This window comes from Pseudomonadota bacterium (genome assembly GCA_018817425.1).
Lineage (GTDB): Bacteria > Desulfobacterota > Desulfobacteria > Desulfobacterales > RPRI01 > RPRI01.
Map to the genome: position 1 here is coordinate 41,830 of JAHITX010000127.1, position 14,884 is coordinate 56,713.

The 14,884-nt window shown below is 40.8% G+C and carries 9 protein-coding genes; 7 read left to right on the forward strand and 2 right to left on the reverse strand.

The features are described from left to right. Window positions 1–12: 12 nt before the first annotated feature. Window positions 13–1,416 carry an amidophosphoribosyltransferase gene (locus KKC46_21280; protein MBU1056334.1) on the reverse strand — a complete coding sequence of 468 codons (1,404 nt, stop codon included), beginning with the start codon at window positions 1,414–1,416 and terminating at the stop codon, window positions 13–15. Window positions 1,417–1,668: 252 nt separating this feature from the next. Here KKC46_21280 and carB point away from each other — a divergent pair, with 252 nt between their 5' ends. Then, complete coding sequence (gene carB / locus KKC46_21285) at window positions 1,669–4,881, forward strand: carbamoyl-phosphate synthase large subunit (GenBank protein ID MBU1056335.1); 3,213 nt, start codon at window positions 1,669–1,671, stop codon at window positions 4,879–4,881. Window positions 4,882–5,011: 130 nt separating this feature from the next. Here carB and KKC46_21290 read toward each other — a convergent pair whose 3' ends face one another. Then, window positions 5,012–5,704, reverse strand: a complete 693-nt coding sequence (locus tag KKC46_21290) for a rubredoxin (protein MBU1056336.1) — start codon at window positions 5,702–5,704, stop codon at window positions 5,012–5,014. Between the two features lie 303 nt (window positions 5,705–6,007). On the opposite strand from KKC46_21290, the gene KKC46_21295 reads away from it, so the two are divergent. The 6 genes from KKC46_21295 to KKC46_21320 all read left to right on the forward strand — a co-directional run bounded on the left by KKC46_21295 (window position 6,008) and on the right by KKC46_21320 (window position 14,841). Beyond that, the gene (locus tag KKC46_21295; GenBank protein ID MBU1056337.1) at window positions 6,008–7,819 is read left to right on the forward strand and encodes an aldehyde ferredoxin oxidoreductase family protein; all 1,812 of its coding nucleotides are present in this window, start codon (window positions 6,008–6,010) and stop codon (window positions 7,817–7,819) included. A gap of 31 nt (window positions 7,820–7,850) precedes the next feature. Next, on the forward strand, window positions 7,851–8,114 hold the full coding sequence (locus KKC46_21300) for a MoaD/ThiS family protein (protein MBU1056338.1): 264 nt from the start codon (window positions 7,851–7,853) through the stop codon (window positions 8,112–8,114). A 154-nt stretch (window positions 8,115–8,268) separates the two neighbouring features. Beyond that, window positions 8,269–8,655 (forward strand): hypothetical protein, encoded by a 387-nt coding sequence (locus tag KKC46_21305; GenBank protein MBU1056339.1) that lies wholly within the window; start codon window positions 8,269–8,271, stop codon window positions 8,653–8,655. A 256-nt stretch (window positions 8,656–8,911) separates the two neighbouring features. Beyond that, window positions 8,912–13,402 (forward strand): FAD-dependent oxidoreductase, encoded by a 4,491-nt coding sequence (locus tag KKC46_21310; GenBank protein ID MBU1056340.1) that lies wholly within the window; start codon window positions 8,912–8,914, stop codon window positions 13,400–13,402. Between the two features lie 9 nt (window positions 13,403–13,411). Next, complete coding sequence (locus KKC46_21315) at window positions 13,412–13,858, forward strand: hydrogenase iron-sulfur subunit (GenBank protein MBU1056341.1); 447 nt, start codon at window positions 13,412–13,414, stop codon at window positions 13,856–13,858. 29 nt (window positions 13,859–13,887) lie between these two features. Further along, the gene (locus KKC46_21320; GenBank protein ID MBU1056342.1) at window positions 13,888–14,841 is read left to right on the forward strand and encodes a 4Fe-4S dicluster domain-containing protein; all 954 of its coding nucleotides are present in this window, start codon (window positions 13,888–13,890) and stop codon (window positions 14,839–14,841) included. Window positions 14,842–14,884: the final 43 nt, after the last annotated feature.

The window sequence follows — 14,884 nt, forward strand, 5'->3', positions numbered from 1 at the left end:
TCAATGCAAACCTTAGAAATAGCTTTTTCCATCCCAGCAGTGTGTACACAGTTTTTCTTTAGGAAGACCTATAGCATCAACAAGATCATCAAGTTTTTGATAACGCAATGTAGTTAATTTCAAATGCTGCCGGATTCTGTCAATCATCATAAGGTTTTTATCAGAACCTGAAAGAGCATATTCCTCAAGATTAACATCTTCACGTCCTTCTAATTCCCGGATTACTTTTCTTCCGGCAAGATCAAGAGTTGATCTTGAAGCCGAAAAATTTAAAAAATCGCAAGGATAAATCAGTGTGGGACAAGCCGGCCGCATGTGCGCTTCAAGGGCACCATAATCGAATAAAACTTGTATATTCTCTTTAAGTTGGGTACCTCTTACTATTGAATCTTCACAAAAAAGGATTTTCTTTCCTTCAATAAGTTTTTTTACAGGAATAAGTTTCATTCTTGCAACAAGGTCTCTTGTTTTCTGGTTCTGAGGCATAAAACTTCTAGGCCATGTTGGAGTGTATTTTACAAATGGACGGACATAAGGAACTTTCTTTTCATTTGCATAGCCAACGGCGTGCCCTATTCCCGAATCGGGTATGCCGGCAACACAGTCTATTGCAACATTATCGTTTTTTGCAAGAGCGCTACCACACCTGTTTCTAACGTATTCTACATTGATTCCTTCATATTCTGATGCAGGATAGCCATAATATACCCAAAGAAACGAACATACCTGCAACTTATCTCCCGGAGGTTTTTTTTCAATATATCCTTCTGCATCTATAAATACTATTTCGCCAGGGCCAATAAAAGCCTCGGTTGTATACCCAAGATTCGGAAATGAACAATTTTCGGAAGCAACTGCAAAAGCGCCGTCCTTTTTCCCAATAACAAGTGGAGTTCTGCCCAGCCTGTCTCTTGCAGCAAATATGCCTTTGTTTGTCAGCACAAGAATTGAACATGAGCCTTTGATTAATTCCTGGGCCCTTTCTATTCCATCTTCAAAGGTATTTTCAGAACAAACAAGCATCGCCACAAGCTCTGTAGGATTGGTTTTGCCACCGGCGGTTTCGGAAAAATGCATTTTTTTCTTAAATGCATTTTTTGACAGCTCATCTATATTATTAATTTTCCCAACTGTCGCTACGGCAAAGGTGCCCAAGTGCGATCCTATTATAAGCGGCTGTGAATCATTATCACTGATAACTCCTATTCCAAGTTTTCCTTTAAACTTTGGAAGATCCGGTTCAAATTTTGACCTGAAATAATTATTTTCTATGCTGTGGATAGATCTTTCAAAACCTTTACGATTATAAACAGCCATGCCACCACGTTTTGTGCCAAGATGCGAATGATAATCCGTACCATAGTAAAGATCGTTTACACAGTCATGTTTTGATACTACCCCGAAGAATCCGCCCATATTAATTTCCTTGGTTACTTTAAAAATTATAGTTATAGAACTATTTGACTCTATTTGTTTTTTTATATTACCTCTAAAAAACATGGAATTTTTTTTATAACACGCAATTTAAATTAAACAAGTATAAAAATTGTTATTATTTGATCTTGATTTTAAGTTAAGCTCAAACTAACATGCATTTTCCAGTATTGCTAATATTTCAAGAGGCTCGGAATTGATAAAATTGACTTATATATTTTCTAAGGAGTAACCATGCCAAGACGTAACGATATTAATAAAGTTCTTATAATAGGCTCAGGCCCGATTATCATCGGCCAGGCGTGCGAATTTGACTATTCAGGCACTCAGGCTTGCAAAGCACTGCGTTCAATGGGGTATAAAGTAGTTCTTGTAAATTCAAACCCTGCTACTATCATGACAGATCCGGGAACGGCGGATATTACATATATAGAACCACTTAATCTTAAAACACTCACAGAAATTATTGCCAAAGAAAGGCCTGATGCCCTTTTGCCTAATTTAGGCGGACAAACCGGATTAAATCTATCTTCAGAGCTTTACAGTGCAGGCGTTTTAGAAAAATATTCTGTAAAAATTATTGGTGTAAATGTTGATGCAATAGAACGCGGTGAAGATCGCCAGGCTTTCAAGGATACTATGAATCGTCTGGGAATCGATATGCCGAAAAGCAAGATCGTAAACAATGTTGAAGACGCAGAACAAATTGCAAATGAACTTGGCTATCCGGTTGTTATACGTCCGGCCTATACTATGGGCGGAACGGGTGGCGGACTTGTATATAATATTGAAGAACTAAGAACCGTTGCCAGTCGTGGACTGTCGGCAAGCCGTGTACGTCAGATTCTTGTGGAAGAATCCGTTCTCGGCTGGGAAGAACTTGAACTTGAGGTAGTGCGCGATTCTAAAAACCAGATGATCACAGTCTGTTTTATTGAAAATATTGATGCCATGGGTATTCATACCGGCGACAGTTTTTGCTCGGCTCCAATGCTTACAATTGACCCAAAACTTCAAAAGCGCTTACAAGATTATTCTTATGCAATAGTGAAAGCCATAGAAGTCATAGGAGGCACAAACATTCAGTTTGCCCATGACCCAGAAACCGGAAGGGTTGTAGTAATTGAAATTAATCCCCGCACTTCCCGTTCATCAGCTCTGGCGTCAAAAGCAACCGGATTTCCTATCGCAAGAGTATCAACGCTTCTTGCAGGTGGTATGACCTTAGATGAAATTCCTTACTGGCGGGATGGAACTCTTGAAAAGTACACCCCTTCTGGTGATTATGTCGTTATAAAGTTTGCCAGGTGGGCATTCGAAAAATTTGAAGGAGTAGAAGACAAGTTAGGCACTCAGATGAAGGCTGTCGGCGAAGTCATGAGTATAGGCAAAAACTATAAGGAAGCATTTCAAAAAGCAATAAGAAGCCTTGAGATAAACCGCTATGGGTTAGGTTTTGCCAAAGATTTTAATGAACAGCCTTTAGAGAATCTGATTAATATGCTTAGGATTCCAACCAGTGAGCGTCATTTTATCTTGTATGAAGCTTTACGCAAAGGTGCAGATATTGAAGAGTTATATGAAATTACCCATATCAAACCTTGGTTTATTCAACAGATGAAAGAACTGGTTGATATAGAAGAAAGCCTGTTGGAATGCAAGGGCAAACAACTTCCTGACAAGCTTCTTGTACAGGCAAAAAAAGACGGCTTTTCCGACCGTTATATTGCGGGATTGCTTGATGTTTCCGAAAAAAAGATCAGGGAACTAAGAATAAAACTTGGAGTTATCGAAGCATGGGAACCTGTGCCTGTGAGCGGAGTTGAAAATTCGGCTTATTATTATTCTACTTACAATGCTTCTGATAAAGTAGCTGTGAGCGATAGAAAAAAGATAATGGTGCTTGGCGGAGGCCCTAACCGGATAGGCCAGGGTATAGAATTTGATTATTGTTGTGTTCATGCAGCGTTTGCTATCAGAGATGCCGGATTCGAATCCATAATGATAAACTGTAACCCTGAAACAGTATCAACCGACTATGATACTTCCGATAAATTGTATTTCGAACCACTTACCGTAGAAGATGTTTTGAGCATATATGAGAAGGAAAAGCCTGAAGGGGTGATTGTTCAATTTGGTGGCCAGACACCACTTAATATTGCAAAAGAGCTTGAAGATGCCGGAGTCAAAATACTTGGTACTTCTCCTGAAACTATTGATTTTGCAGAAGACCGCGACCAGTTTAGAAGAGTTATGCGAGAGCTTGGCATACCACAGCCGGAATCCGGTATGGCTATCAACATGGAAGAAGCAAAAGAAATAGCAGACAAAATCGGATATCCTCTTATGGTTCGTCCTTCATATGTTTTAGGCGGACGCGGAATGGAAATTATCCGCAACGAAGATATGTTAAAACATTATCTTAAAGCCGCAGTAAATGTTTCTACTGAACGGCCTGTTTTAATAGATAAATTTCTTGATAATGCCATAGAAGCTGAAGCCGATGCAATTGCAGACGGGATAAATGCTTTTGTTCCTGCCGTAATGGAGCATATTGAACTTGCCGGCATTCATTCCGGAGATTCGGCATGTGTAATTCCTCCAGTAAGCATCCCGCCAAAGCATATAGAAACGATAAATGAATATACAAAAAAAATTGCGACGGCCCTTCATGTTGTTGGCCTGATGAATATACAATATGCAATTCATGACAATACGGTTTATGTTCTTGAGGCCAATCCCAGAGGCTCACGCACAGTTCCTATTGTATCAAAGGTTTGCAATATTTCAATGGCACGACTTGCAACACAGATTGTTTTAGGAAAAACTCTTTCAGAACTTAATCTTACACACCACATAATTCCTTACTATGGCATAAAGGAATCGGTATTTCCTTTCAACATGTTTCCTGAAGTCGATCCTGTATTGGGACCGGAAATGCGCTCAACAGGAGAAGTACTCGGCCTTTCAACATCATACGGAAGGGCTTTTTATAAAGCACAAGAAGCTGCTCAACTTACACTCCCTCTTGAAGGATGCGTTTTATTTACAATTGCAGACAGGGATAAGACCGCTGCTCTTGAACCGATCAGATTGTTCAGGGATCTCGGGTTTACAATTATGGCGACAAAAGGTACCTGCGAATTTTTGAAAGAAAAAGGAATAGAAGCCACACCTGTATCAAAGCTTGGTTTAGGAAGACCCGATTTAATGGATGCTATCAAGATAGGCAAAATAAATCTTTTAATTAATACTCCCAGTGGCAGAAAAAGTGCACAAGACAGTTCCGATATCAGAAAAACAGCAATAAAATACAAAGTGCCTTATATATCAACAACTGCAGCTGCAATCGCAGCAGCCAAAGGAATCGCTGCCCGCCGCGAAGAAGAACCCAAAGTGTGCCCTTTACAGGAATATCACAGTAGAATAAAACAGCTCAAAGAATAAGCATCAATTCCCGGTGAATGTAATTTTAGGTCATCAGATTTAGGGGAATATAAAGAAAACCTCCTATCCGTGAACTGCTCATAGTTTACGGATAGGAGGTTTCAATAATATCCTATGCCCGGATTAAAGATTATTCAGGTGAAAAACTGCTTTTATCCGCTCCGCATACAGGACATACCCAATCATCGGGCAAATCTTCGAATGTTGTTCCCGGCTTTACACCATTATCCGGATCTCCGGTTTCAGGATCATAAATATATCCGCAAACCGAACAGGTATATTTTTTTTGCCCGGTATCCTGTTTTTTTGTTTTCGGCTCTTCAGCCTGATATGTAGGTGCGGTTTTCGGTGCCTTGCCTCTTTTGACAGTATGATAATAGGCATATGTCATAGGCTCTTCATCGCTTAGGATGTCACAGTTTTTAATTTCAGCCAGAAAAATCCGGTGGGTACCGCAATCCAGCTCTCCAACAACTTCAGCCTCAATAAAAGCCACACTGTGATCAGTTACAACAGGGACTCCGGTTTCTCCCATACGGTAATTTATGTTTTCAAATTTATCTATATCACGTCCGCATTTAAAACCGAAACATCCAATAAATTCCATAGGTGCTGATATTGATAATATGGATACGGAAAACTTACGGCTTTCTTTGATAAAATCATGTGTCAGATTTTGTTTGTTGATACTGACAGCAATTGTAGCAGGTTCCGATGTGATCTGAAAAACCGTGTTTGCTATCTGGCCGTTTAGTTTGCCGTTACGTTCAGAACTGATCACATATAATCCATAACTTAGCTTGTGAAGAGCCGAATTATTCATTGCTTATATCTCCTTATTATTAATTTAAGTATGCTGGTACTACTACAGATTTGATGATAAATTTTTATTGGCCAAAAAGCATTAACGCTTGAACCACCTATGACATTAATGTCATAATACATTGAAATTTCTACTAATTATCTATTTATTTCCTTGACAAGTATATCTGTTTTCAGTTTATATCTCACATAAATATTCAGCAATCTTTTTTTCAATGATTTTAAAAAAATGGAAGCATTTTAAGTTCAAAACCAATAACATATTGAATACTTAGTCAATGCTAAGCAAAGGAGGCAGATCGATATGGAAGGTTACATAGGTAAAATCTTAAGAGTTAATTTAACGGAAGGTGAGTGCGAGGTTGAGGATATAGATCCTGATTTGATGAGGAAGTATATAGGTGGAAGGGGCTTGGGAACAAAAATATTATATGATGAAATAGATCCGGCAATTGATCCATTAGACCCGGAAAATAAGTTAATATTTTTAAATGGCCCTTTAACCGGAACAGGCGCTCCTACCGCTTCCAGGTATATGGTGATAACCAAAGCACCTTTAACCAATACCATAGCATGCAGTAATTGCGGTGGCTTTTTTGGCCCTGAGCTGAAACAAGCCGGGTATGACGGAATAATTTTTGAGGGTTGTTCTGAAGAACCTGTTTATTTATGGATAGACAATGATAATGTTGAGCTCCGGTCGGCCATCGATCTTTGGGGCAAGACAACGCACGAGACAGATGATCTTATAAAAGCCGAAATCGAAGATAAATTTGTTGCCAGGGAAACCCAGATAGCCTGCATAGGACCTGCAGGGGAAAATATGTCAAAGCTCGCATGTATTATCAGCAACAGAAACAGAGCGGCAGGACGAACAGGCGTTGGGGCTGTTATGGGTTCAAAAAAGTTGAAAGCTATAGCCGTAAGAGGCACAAAGGGTATCAAAATAGCTGACAGGGAAGCTTTCAATACAGCAATTAAATCTGCTATGGGCAAATTAAATGCAGGCCCCGTCACTTCTGAGGCCTTACCTGCATTAGGTACCCCTGTCTTAGTAAATATTGTTAATGAATGCAAAATATTACCCACATACAACTGGCAGGTTTCTCATTACGAAAACGCTGGTAAAATCAGCGGTGAAACTATGGCTGAAACCATAGTAACAAAACACAAAGGATGCTTTGCCTGTTCTATAGCCTGTGCAAAATGCACTAAGATTGAAGATCCTGATTTCGAAGGTGAGGGTGAAGGGCCTGAGTTTGAGAATGTAATATTGATGGGCTCCAGCTGTGGAATCGACGATCTTGCTCCTATAGCCAAGGCAAGTTATTTGTGCGGCGAGCTGGGAATGGATACTATTTCGGTTGGCGGTACAATAGCCACCGCAATGGAACTTTTTGAAAAGGGTTATCTTACCGAAGAAGATGCTGGTATGAAGCTGAATTTTGGTAATAAGGAAGCCCTGGTAGCTATGACGGAAAAGATGGGTAGAGGAGAAGGCTTCGGCGCTGTTATGGCGGATGGCGGCGCCCGGTTAGCTGAAAAATTCGGTCATCCGGAACTCTTCATGGGCGTTAAGAAACTGGAAGCACCTGCTTATGATCCGCGAGGTGTTCAGGGCATGGGTCTTCAATATGCTACTTCCAACCGTGGGGCTTGTCATGTCAGAGGTTATACAATGGCAAACGAGATTCTTGGGGTGCATGGTACAGTAGATCCTCTGATAACCGAGGGGAAAGCCGAATTAGTTATAACTTTTCAAAACCTGACTTCTATTATTGATTCCGTAGGCTTATGTCTGTTTGTAGCATTGTCGCCCGGCTTTTTGTATGAGGAGGTTCAAGGTCTGTTAAACGGTGCAACAGGTTTTAACTATACAGTAGAGGAGTTGGTGCAAGCCGGAGAAAGAATTTGGAATCTGGAGCGTCAGTTCAATCAGAAAGCAGGTTTTACAAAAGAGGATGATACACTTCCTAAAAGACTGCTGGAAGAGCCCGCAGGACCCAATAATGATGTATGCAGGCTGGATGAGATGTTGCCGGAGTATTATAAGTTGAGAGGATGGGATGATGGTTTTCCTACTCAGGAGAAATTGTCGGAACTTGGACTTGAATAAGCTGTTGCATATCTAAAAGTATATAATATAAATGAATAATATTAACATTGAACTTAGAATGTTCATGACTTTCAAGCAATATCTGCCGGAAGGATCATCTGAAGGCAAGGCAAAGATATCTTTGGGTCAAGGTGCAACAATTGGAGATATTTCAAAAATTTTGAATATTCCTGCAAATTTGCCTAAGCTTGTGATACTCAACGGAGTATCACAAGGCATTTCCGATGAGAATGAAGCCCTTGCTTTAAAAGAAGGTGATATAGTCAGTATATTTCCTCCAGCTGGCGGAGGGTGATTTATTTATGCTTGCTTGATTTAACGGCAACTGGTTTCCAGCTTAATTGCTGTAAAATTTAGTTAATAAGGATAGAAAAGAGTTTTTTGCTTAAATCCGCGATAAGTCCGATTTTATAAGGATTTTGCAATTCAACTGAATAAAGGAGAACCAAATGGACAAGATCAGGATAAAAATTGATCATAGCAAATGTACAGGATGTCGGCACTGTGAGACGGCATGTTCTTCCAATCACTATGAAAACTTGGTTAACCCTGCATTATCAAGAATAAGGGTGTATATAGATGAAGCGGCCAACCAATTCTTCCCTGTAATAGCCGGGCCTTTTACAGAGGCGGAATGCACCTGCAAGTATGACGTAATTATTGACGGAAAAGAATTTGATGAATGTGCAGTCTGCAGAGCTTCTTGTCCCCGAAGGACATGGTTCAGAGAACCTGATACGGGTGTGGCTTTAAAATGCGACCTGTGCGGAGAGCCCGCAGATCCTCATTGTGTTCAAATATGCAATCATGGCGCTTTATCTATAGTAGAGGCTTGATTTTGTTAATATAGCGTTTGTCATAAATTTGTTCCGTTTGATACTTCATTATTTATTCAGGGCAAGCTTGTTTAGTTGCTGCAAGCGGAACTTTGTTTTGACAAGCGCTATAAATTTATATTAATCTTACACCTTTTCTCGTGTGTTGGTGTTGTAGCTTGGAAGATGATAGGCAGAGAGTTTAATTAGTATATGGCAAAGCTTGCCGATCAAGTGCTTATTTTATATACTCCCCTGCCCAACTGGAAAATCTGATATGGATAATGTTGAATTGAAAGAAGAGAATCACAAAGTAGGATCGGTTCTGGTTGTTGGAGGCGGAGTGGGCGGCATTCAGGCTTCCCTTGATCTGGCGGAATCAGGTTATTTTGTCTATCTGGCGGAAGAGACTCCCGCAATCGGGGGAGTAATGGCGCGATTGGATAAAACTTTTCCAACCAATGATTGCTCCATGTGCATTCTCTCCCCTAAGTTGGTTGAAAGTGGCAGACACCTAAATATCGACATATTAACCTGTTCGGAAATTCAAAGTGTAGAGGGTGATCCTGGAAATTTTAAGGTAAAAATCAAAAGGCGCCCTGTATTTATTGATCCTGACAAATGTACTGGCTGCGGAGAGTGTGCGCAAGTATGTCCTGTATCAGTTCCCAGTGAGTTTGATGAAGGTATGGTGTCAAGAAAGGCTGTCAGCAGACCTTATCCCCAGGCTGTTCCGAATGTTTTCACAATTGAAAAAATTGCTAAGGCGCCCTGTAGAGACGCATGCCCGGCCGGAATTAATGTTCAGGGATATGTTGCTTTACTCTCCCAGGGAAAATACAAAGAAGCACTTGATCTGATCAAAGAAAATCTGCCCCTTCCCGGAGTAATAGGAAGAATATGTCCTCATCCCTGTGAATCGGCCTGCAAAAGAGGAATGATAGATGAACCTGTTGCAATATGCAATTTAAAGAGGTTTCTTGCCGATAAACTTGGCGAAGACATAGATATCCCTGTTGTTTCTGAAAAAAAAGAAGAAAAAGTGGCAATTATAGGATCAGGGCCTTCCGGCCTGACCTGTGCATACTTTCTTGCTCTAAAAGGTTATCAGGTTACAATTTTTGAAGCGCTGCCCGTAGCCGGCGGAATGCTAAGAGTTGGTATTCCTGATTATCGTCTGCCTCCTGATGTCCTTGAAAAAGAGATAAAATATATAGAAAAGATGGGTGTTGAAATAAAAACAAATTCACCCATTGGCAAGGATCATTCCATCAGCGGGCTTTTGGAAAAAGGATATAAGGCAGTATTTATTGCAACCGGTTGTCATAAAAATGTTTCACTGGGAATTGCCGGAGAAGATTGTGAAGGTGTAATTTCCGGAGTAGACTTTTTAAGAAACGTCAACCTGAAAAATAAAGTTGATACAGGCAAAAGGGTAGCAGTTATCGGAGGAGGCGATGTTGCAATTGATGCTGCGCGCTCGGCCATAAGAATAGGTGCAACAGAAGTATCTATAATATATCGTCGTTCCAGAAAAGAAATGCCCGCAAATCCTGAAGAAATCAAAAGTGCCATTTCGGAAGGAATCAATATTCAGTTCCTTACAGCACCTCTTGAAATACTTTCCGATAATAACAGGGCAACAACCCTTCGTTGCCAGAAAATGAAATTGGGCAGTCCGGATGCCAGCGGCAGAAGACGGCCTGTGATAATTGAAGGCTCTGAATTTGACATCGACATCGATATGGTTATTCCGGCTATAGGCCAGGCTTCCGACCTTTCGATGATAGAAGAAAATAGTGGAGTACAAATATCCGGGAAAAAGGTTGCTGCTGATCCTGTAACGCTTGCCACCGATATGGATGGGGTTTTTGCAGGTGGTGATTGTGTGAGCGGACCCTGGATAGCTATTGAAGCTGTAGCTGCGGGCAAGAAAGCAGCCGTGTCAATTGACAGATATTTGCAAAAAGAAGATATGAAAACGGGCAGGGAAAAACAAATAAGCAAAGTCCAGGCCGAAGACAGTCCGCTTATGCCTAAACCCAAAGCTCCCCGCCAGACTATGGCCGCACTTCCATTAGAAAACAGGAAAGATGGTTTTAAGGAAGTAGAACTTGGATATGTTGAAGAAGAGGCATTAAATGAAGCAAACCGCTGCTTAAACTGCGGAATATGCTCTGAGTGCATGCAATGTGTTGCCGCCTGTAAAGCTGAAGCGGTAAATCACCAGATGACTGAAGAGATAATTGAAATAAATGTGGGTTCTATCATTTTAAGCCCCGGTTTTGATTGTTTTGATCCGTCTGCCGATAAGCTTGCCCAATTTGGCGGGTATACAAGTTTAATCTCTCAATATGGATACGGCAAATATCCCAATGTTGTTACAAGTATTGAATTTGAAAGAATTTTATCGGCTTCGGGACCCTATAAGGGGCATCTGTCAAGACCGTCTGACTTGAAAACACCTCATAAAATTGCGTGGATTCAATGTGTAGGCTCCAGAGATGTGACATGCAACAGCGGTTATTGCTCATCCGTCTGCTGTATGTATGCCATTAAAGAGGCTGTTATTGCTAAAGAGCACAGCCCTGAGCCTCTTGACATAAGCATCATGTATATGGACATGAGAAGTTATGGCAAGGGCTTTGACAAATACTATGAACGGGCCAAAAATGAACATGGTATCAATTTTATAAAATCAAAGGTCTATGGCATACAGGAGATAGGAGATACAGAAAATCTTGAGCTCAGGTATGTAACAGAAGAAGGTGATCTTAAATTTGAAGAATTTGATATGATAGTTCTTTCTGTTGGAATGAAACCAAAACCTGCTGTAATTGAAATGTCAAAAAGACTGGGTATAGATCTGGATCACTATGACTTCTGCAAAACAGATAATTTTACGCCGGTAAACACCTCAAAGCCCGGAATATATGTTTGCGGTGCATTTGAAGGCCCTAAAGATATTCCGGAAACAGTTATGCAGGCAAGCGGCGCTGCCGCTGCATCAGCAGCTTTTCTTTCCGAATCCCGCGGAGAACTCGTCAAAACAAAGGAATTTCCTCCTGAAATTAACATAACCGGCGAACCTCCCAGGATTGGCGTTTTTGTCTGCCATTGTGGCATAAATATTGGCGGCGTGGTTGATGTCCCTGGTGTTAAGGAATATGCGAGATCATTACCTAATGTAATTTATGTGGATGAGAACCTTTATACCTGTTCGCAAGATACCCAGGAACTTATAAAGGAAAAGATACAAGAGCACAGCCTTAACCGGATAATAGTTGCATCATGTACTCCAAGAACACATGAACCGCTTTTCCAGGAGACTTTACAGGAGCAGGGCTTAAATAAATACCTCTTTGAAATGGCCAATATACGTGACCAATGCAGCTGGGTCCATCAGCAACACCCGGAAGAAGCAACTAATAAGGCTAAAGATCTGGTCAGAATGGCTGTAGCCAAGGTAAGAGGCCTTGAACCGCTGAAGATGATTTCTCTTGAGACCGTTCCGACCGCGCTTGTTGTCGGTGGTGGAATTGCCGGAATGGTAAGCGCTCTTAATCTTGCAGAACAGGGATTTAGCGTCAGTCTGATTGAAAAGGGTATGAAACTTGGCGGTATGGCAAAAAAGATTCATTATACACTTGAAGGTGGCGATGTTCAGGCCTACCTGAATGAATTGATAGAAAAGGTTAACAATCATCCTCTGCTTAATGTTTATACCAAGGCTTCGATCTCGGAAAGCTCAGGATATATTGGAAACTTTGTTACAAAAATCCAGGTGGGGCCAAAAAAGGAAATTACGGAAATCAAGCATGGAGCTGTAATTATAGCCACTGGGGCAGAGGAGTATAAAAGCAAAGAATATTTTTATAAGAAAAACAGCCGCGTTCTTTCTTTACTGGATCTGGAATCCGAGATTGTAAAACGCTCTAAAAAAATTAAAGAATGCAAGAATCTGGTTATAATCCAGTGCGTGGGATCAAGAGATGAAGAAAGGCCTTATTGCAGCCGGGTATGTTGCTCCGAATCAATTAAAAACGCAATTTTATTGAAAGATATGAATCCGGAAGCAAATATTTATATTCTTTATCGGGATATCAGAACCTATGGATTAAAGGAAGATTATTATCGCGAAGCAAGAGAAAAAGGCATAATATTCATACATTATGAACCAGATGCCAAACCGGAAGTTGTACCATATAAAGAAAGCGGTAAAGAAGGGCTGAGAGTTTCGATAAAAGATCCACTTTTGGGAGAACAAGTAGTAATTGATGCCGACCTTCTTGCGCTTGCTATTGCAACTACTCCACCTTCAACAAATAAAGAGCTTTCGCAGTTTTTCAAAGTGCCTTTAAATGAAGACAAGTTCTTCCTTGAAGCACATATGAAACTCAGGCCGGTTGAATTTGCCACTGATGGCGTTTTTATGTGCGGTCTTGCTCACAATCCGAAGCTGATAGAAGAAAGCATTGCTCAGGCCCAGGCAGCCGCTTCACGTGCAGGTATGGTGCTATCCAGAAAAATAGTACAACTTCCGGGCGTTATTTCTTTTGTTAATAAAAATAAATGTATCGGTTGCGGAGAATGTACAAGTGTCTGTCCTTTCGGAGCTGTTGCTCTTGATGAAGCGCAGCATGTGGCGGTAGTTAATGATGCTTTATGCAAAGGATGCGGCATATGCTCGGCTTCCTGTAAATCCGGGGCAATAAACCTATACGGATTTAGCAACTCGCAAGTAGTAAGTATGATTGATTCTTTATAAGGAGAAAAGATGGAAGAAGTAAAAGAATCATCTGAATCAAGCTGGGAACCAAAAATAATAACATTTCTTTGCAACTGGTGCAGTTATGCCGGTGCAGATCTTGCCGGCGTTAGCCGTATTCAATACCCTGCTAACACTCGTACAATCCGGGTTCCCTGTTCAGGCAGAGTCAATATTCTTTATATATTAAGGGCATTGCAACATGGGGTTGACGGAGTTTTAGTTTCGGGCTGTCATCCCGGAGATTGTCATTATCTCAGCGGCAATTTTTCAGCCCGGAGGAAGTTTGCGGTTTTAAGCAGACTTCTCGAATATGCAGGGATTGAAAAAGGAAGAGTGCAATTCTCATGGGTTTCGGCAGCCGAAGCAGGCCGGTTTGCAGAAGTTATTACCGAGGTAACTGAAGATGTAAAGAAACTGGGTCCGGCAAAACGCCTGGTTAAAAACTTAGGTTAAACATAGTAGTTAAGAATCGGATTGAATAGATGGAACAACTATTAAAAGAGATAAAAGAAGCTGTTCGAAAGTTATTTGAGGAAGAAAAAGTTGACCTTGTAATAGGGTATGAAAAAGGAACTCTTCCTCTAAGGTCAACACCCTGTTTTGTGAAAAACGCCGAAGATGCTGAAAAACTAATCTGGAACAGCTGTTGTGAAAATAACCTTGCTACATATATTCCCGGCATGAAGGGAAAGATCGGAATTATTGCAAAAGGATGTGACAGTCGTTCTCTGGTCGGACATATCAAGGAAAACCAAATTGAGCGGGAAAACCTGATAATAATCGGCGTTCCCTGCCATGGAATGCTGGATCGAAAATCAGTGGACAACGTAATTGCCGGACGAGAAATCACAGCTATTGAAGAAAAACCGGATGAGATCATTTTCAAAGGCGATAATTTCGAGGAAACAGTAGCAAAGAAAGAACTTTTACCTGATAACTGTATTACCTGTTCCCACAGAAATCCGGTTTTATATGACGTTTTGATCGGAGAAGCTGTTGAAGAAAATAAAGATTCGGATGAATTTAAAAAAATAAGAGAATATGAAGCAGAGACATCTGATGAAAGATGGGACTATTTTTCCAAACAGATAGGCAAATGTATCAGGTGTTATGCCTGTCGTAATGCCTGTCCGCTTTGTTACTGTAAGGAATGCTGTGTAGACAGTTCACAACCTCAATGGTTCGGAAAATCCGTAGCTCTTTCTGATGCTCAGATTTTTCATATTATGCGGGCATTTCATGTAGCCGGCCGCTGTGTTGACTGCGGGGCATGTGTGCGGGCCTGCCCTATGGAAGTTGACTTGAGGTTTCTCAACAAAAAAGTTGAAAAGGATGTAAGAGAACTGTTTGACTTTGAGGCAGGTATTAATCTCGATGAACCTCCGCCGCTTTCAGTTTTCAGGCCTGATGATACTGATGATTTTATTAAACAATAGAGCCAATTATAAAACGTCCCAGTGTGGCCGATCTTTGTGTTGG

Excerpts from the sequence above, each read along its gene's own strand:
- KKC46_21300 (MBU1056338.1), top strand. The coding sequence starts at position 7,851 with ATGAATAATATTAACATTGAACTTAGAATGTTCATGACTTTCAAGCAA.
- carB (MBU1056335.1), top strand. The coding sequence starts at position 1,669 with ATGCCAAGACGTAACGATATTAATAAAGTTCTTATAATAGGCTCAGGC.
- KKC46_21280 (MBU1056334.1), bottom strand. The coding sequence starts at position 1,416 with ATGGGCGGATTCTTCGGGGTAGTATCAAAACATGACTGTGTAAACGAT.
- KKC46_21320 (MBU1056342.1), top strand. The coding sequence starts at position 13,888 with ATGGAACAACTATTAAAAGAGATAAAAGAAGCTGTTCGAAAGTTATTT.
- KKC46_21305 (MBU1056339.1), top strand. The coding sequence starts at position 8,269 with ATGGACAAGATCAGGATAAAAATTGATCATAGCAAATGTACAGGATGT.
- KKC46_21295 (MBU1056337.1), top strand. The coding sequence starts at position 6,008 with ATGGAAGGTTACATAGGTAAAATCTTAAGAGTTAATTTAACGGAAGGT.
- KKC46_21290 (MBU1056336.1), bottom strand. The coding sequence starts at position 5,704 with ATGAATAATTCGGCTCTTCACAAGCTAAGTTATGGATTATATGTGATC.
- KKC46_21315 (MBU1056341.1), top strand. The coding sequence starts at position 13,412 with ATGGAAGAAGTAAAAGAATCATCTGAATCAAGCTGGGAACCAAAAATA.
- KKC46_21310 (MBU1056340.1), top strand. The coding sequence starts at position 8,912 with ATGGATAATGTTGAATTGAAAGAAGAGAATCACAAAGTAGGATCGGTT.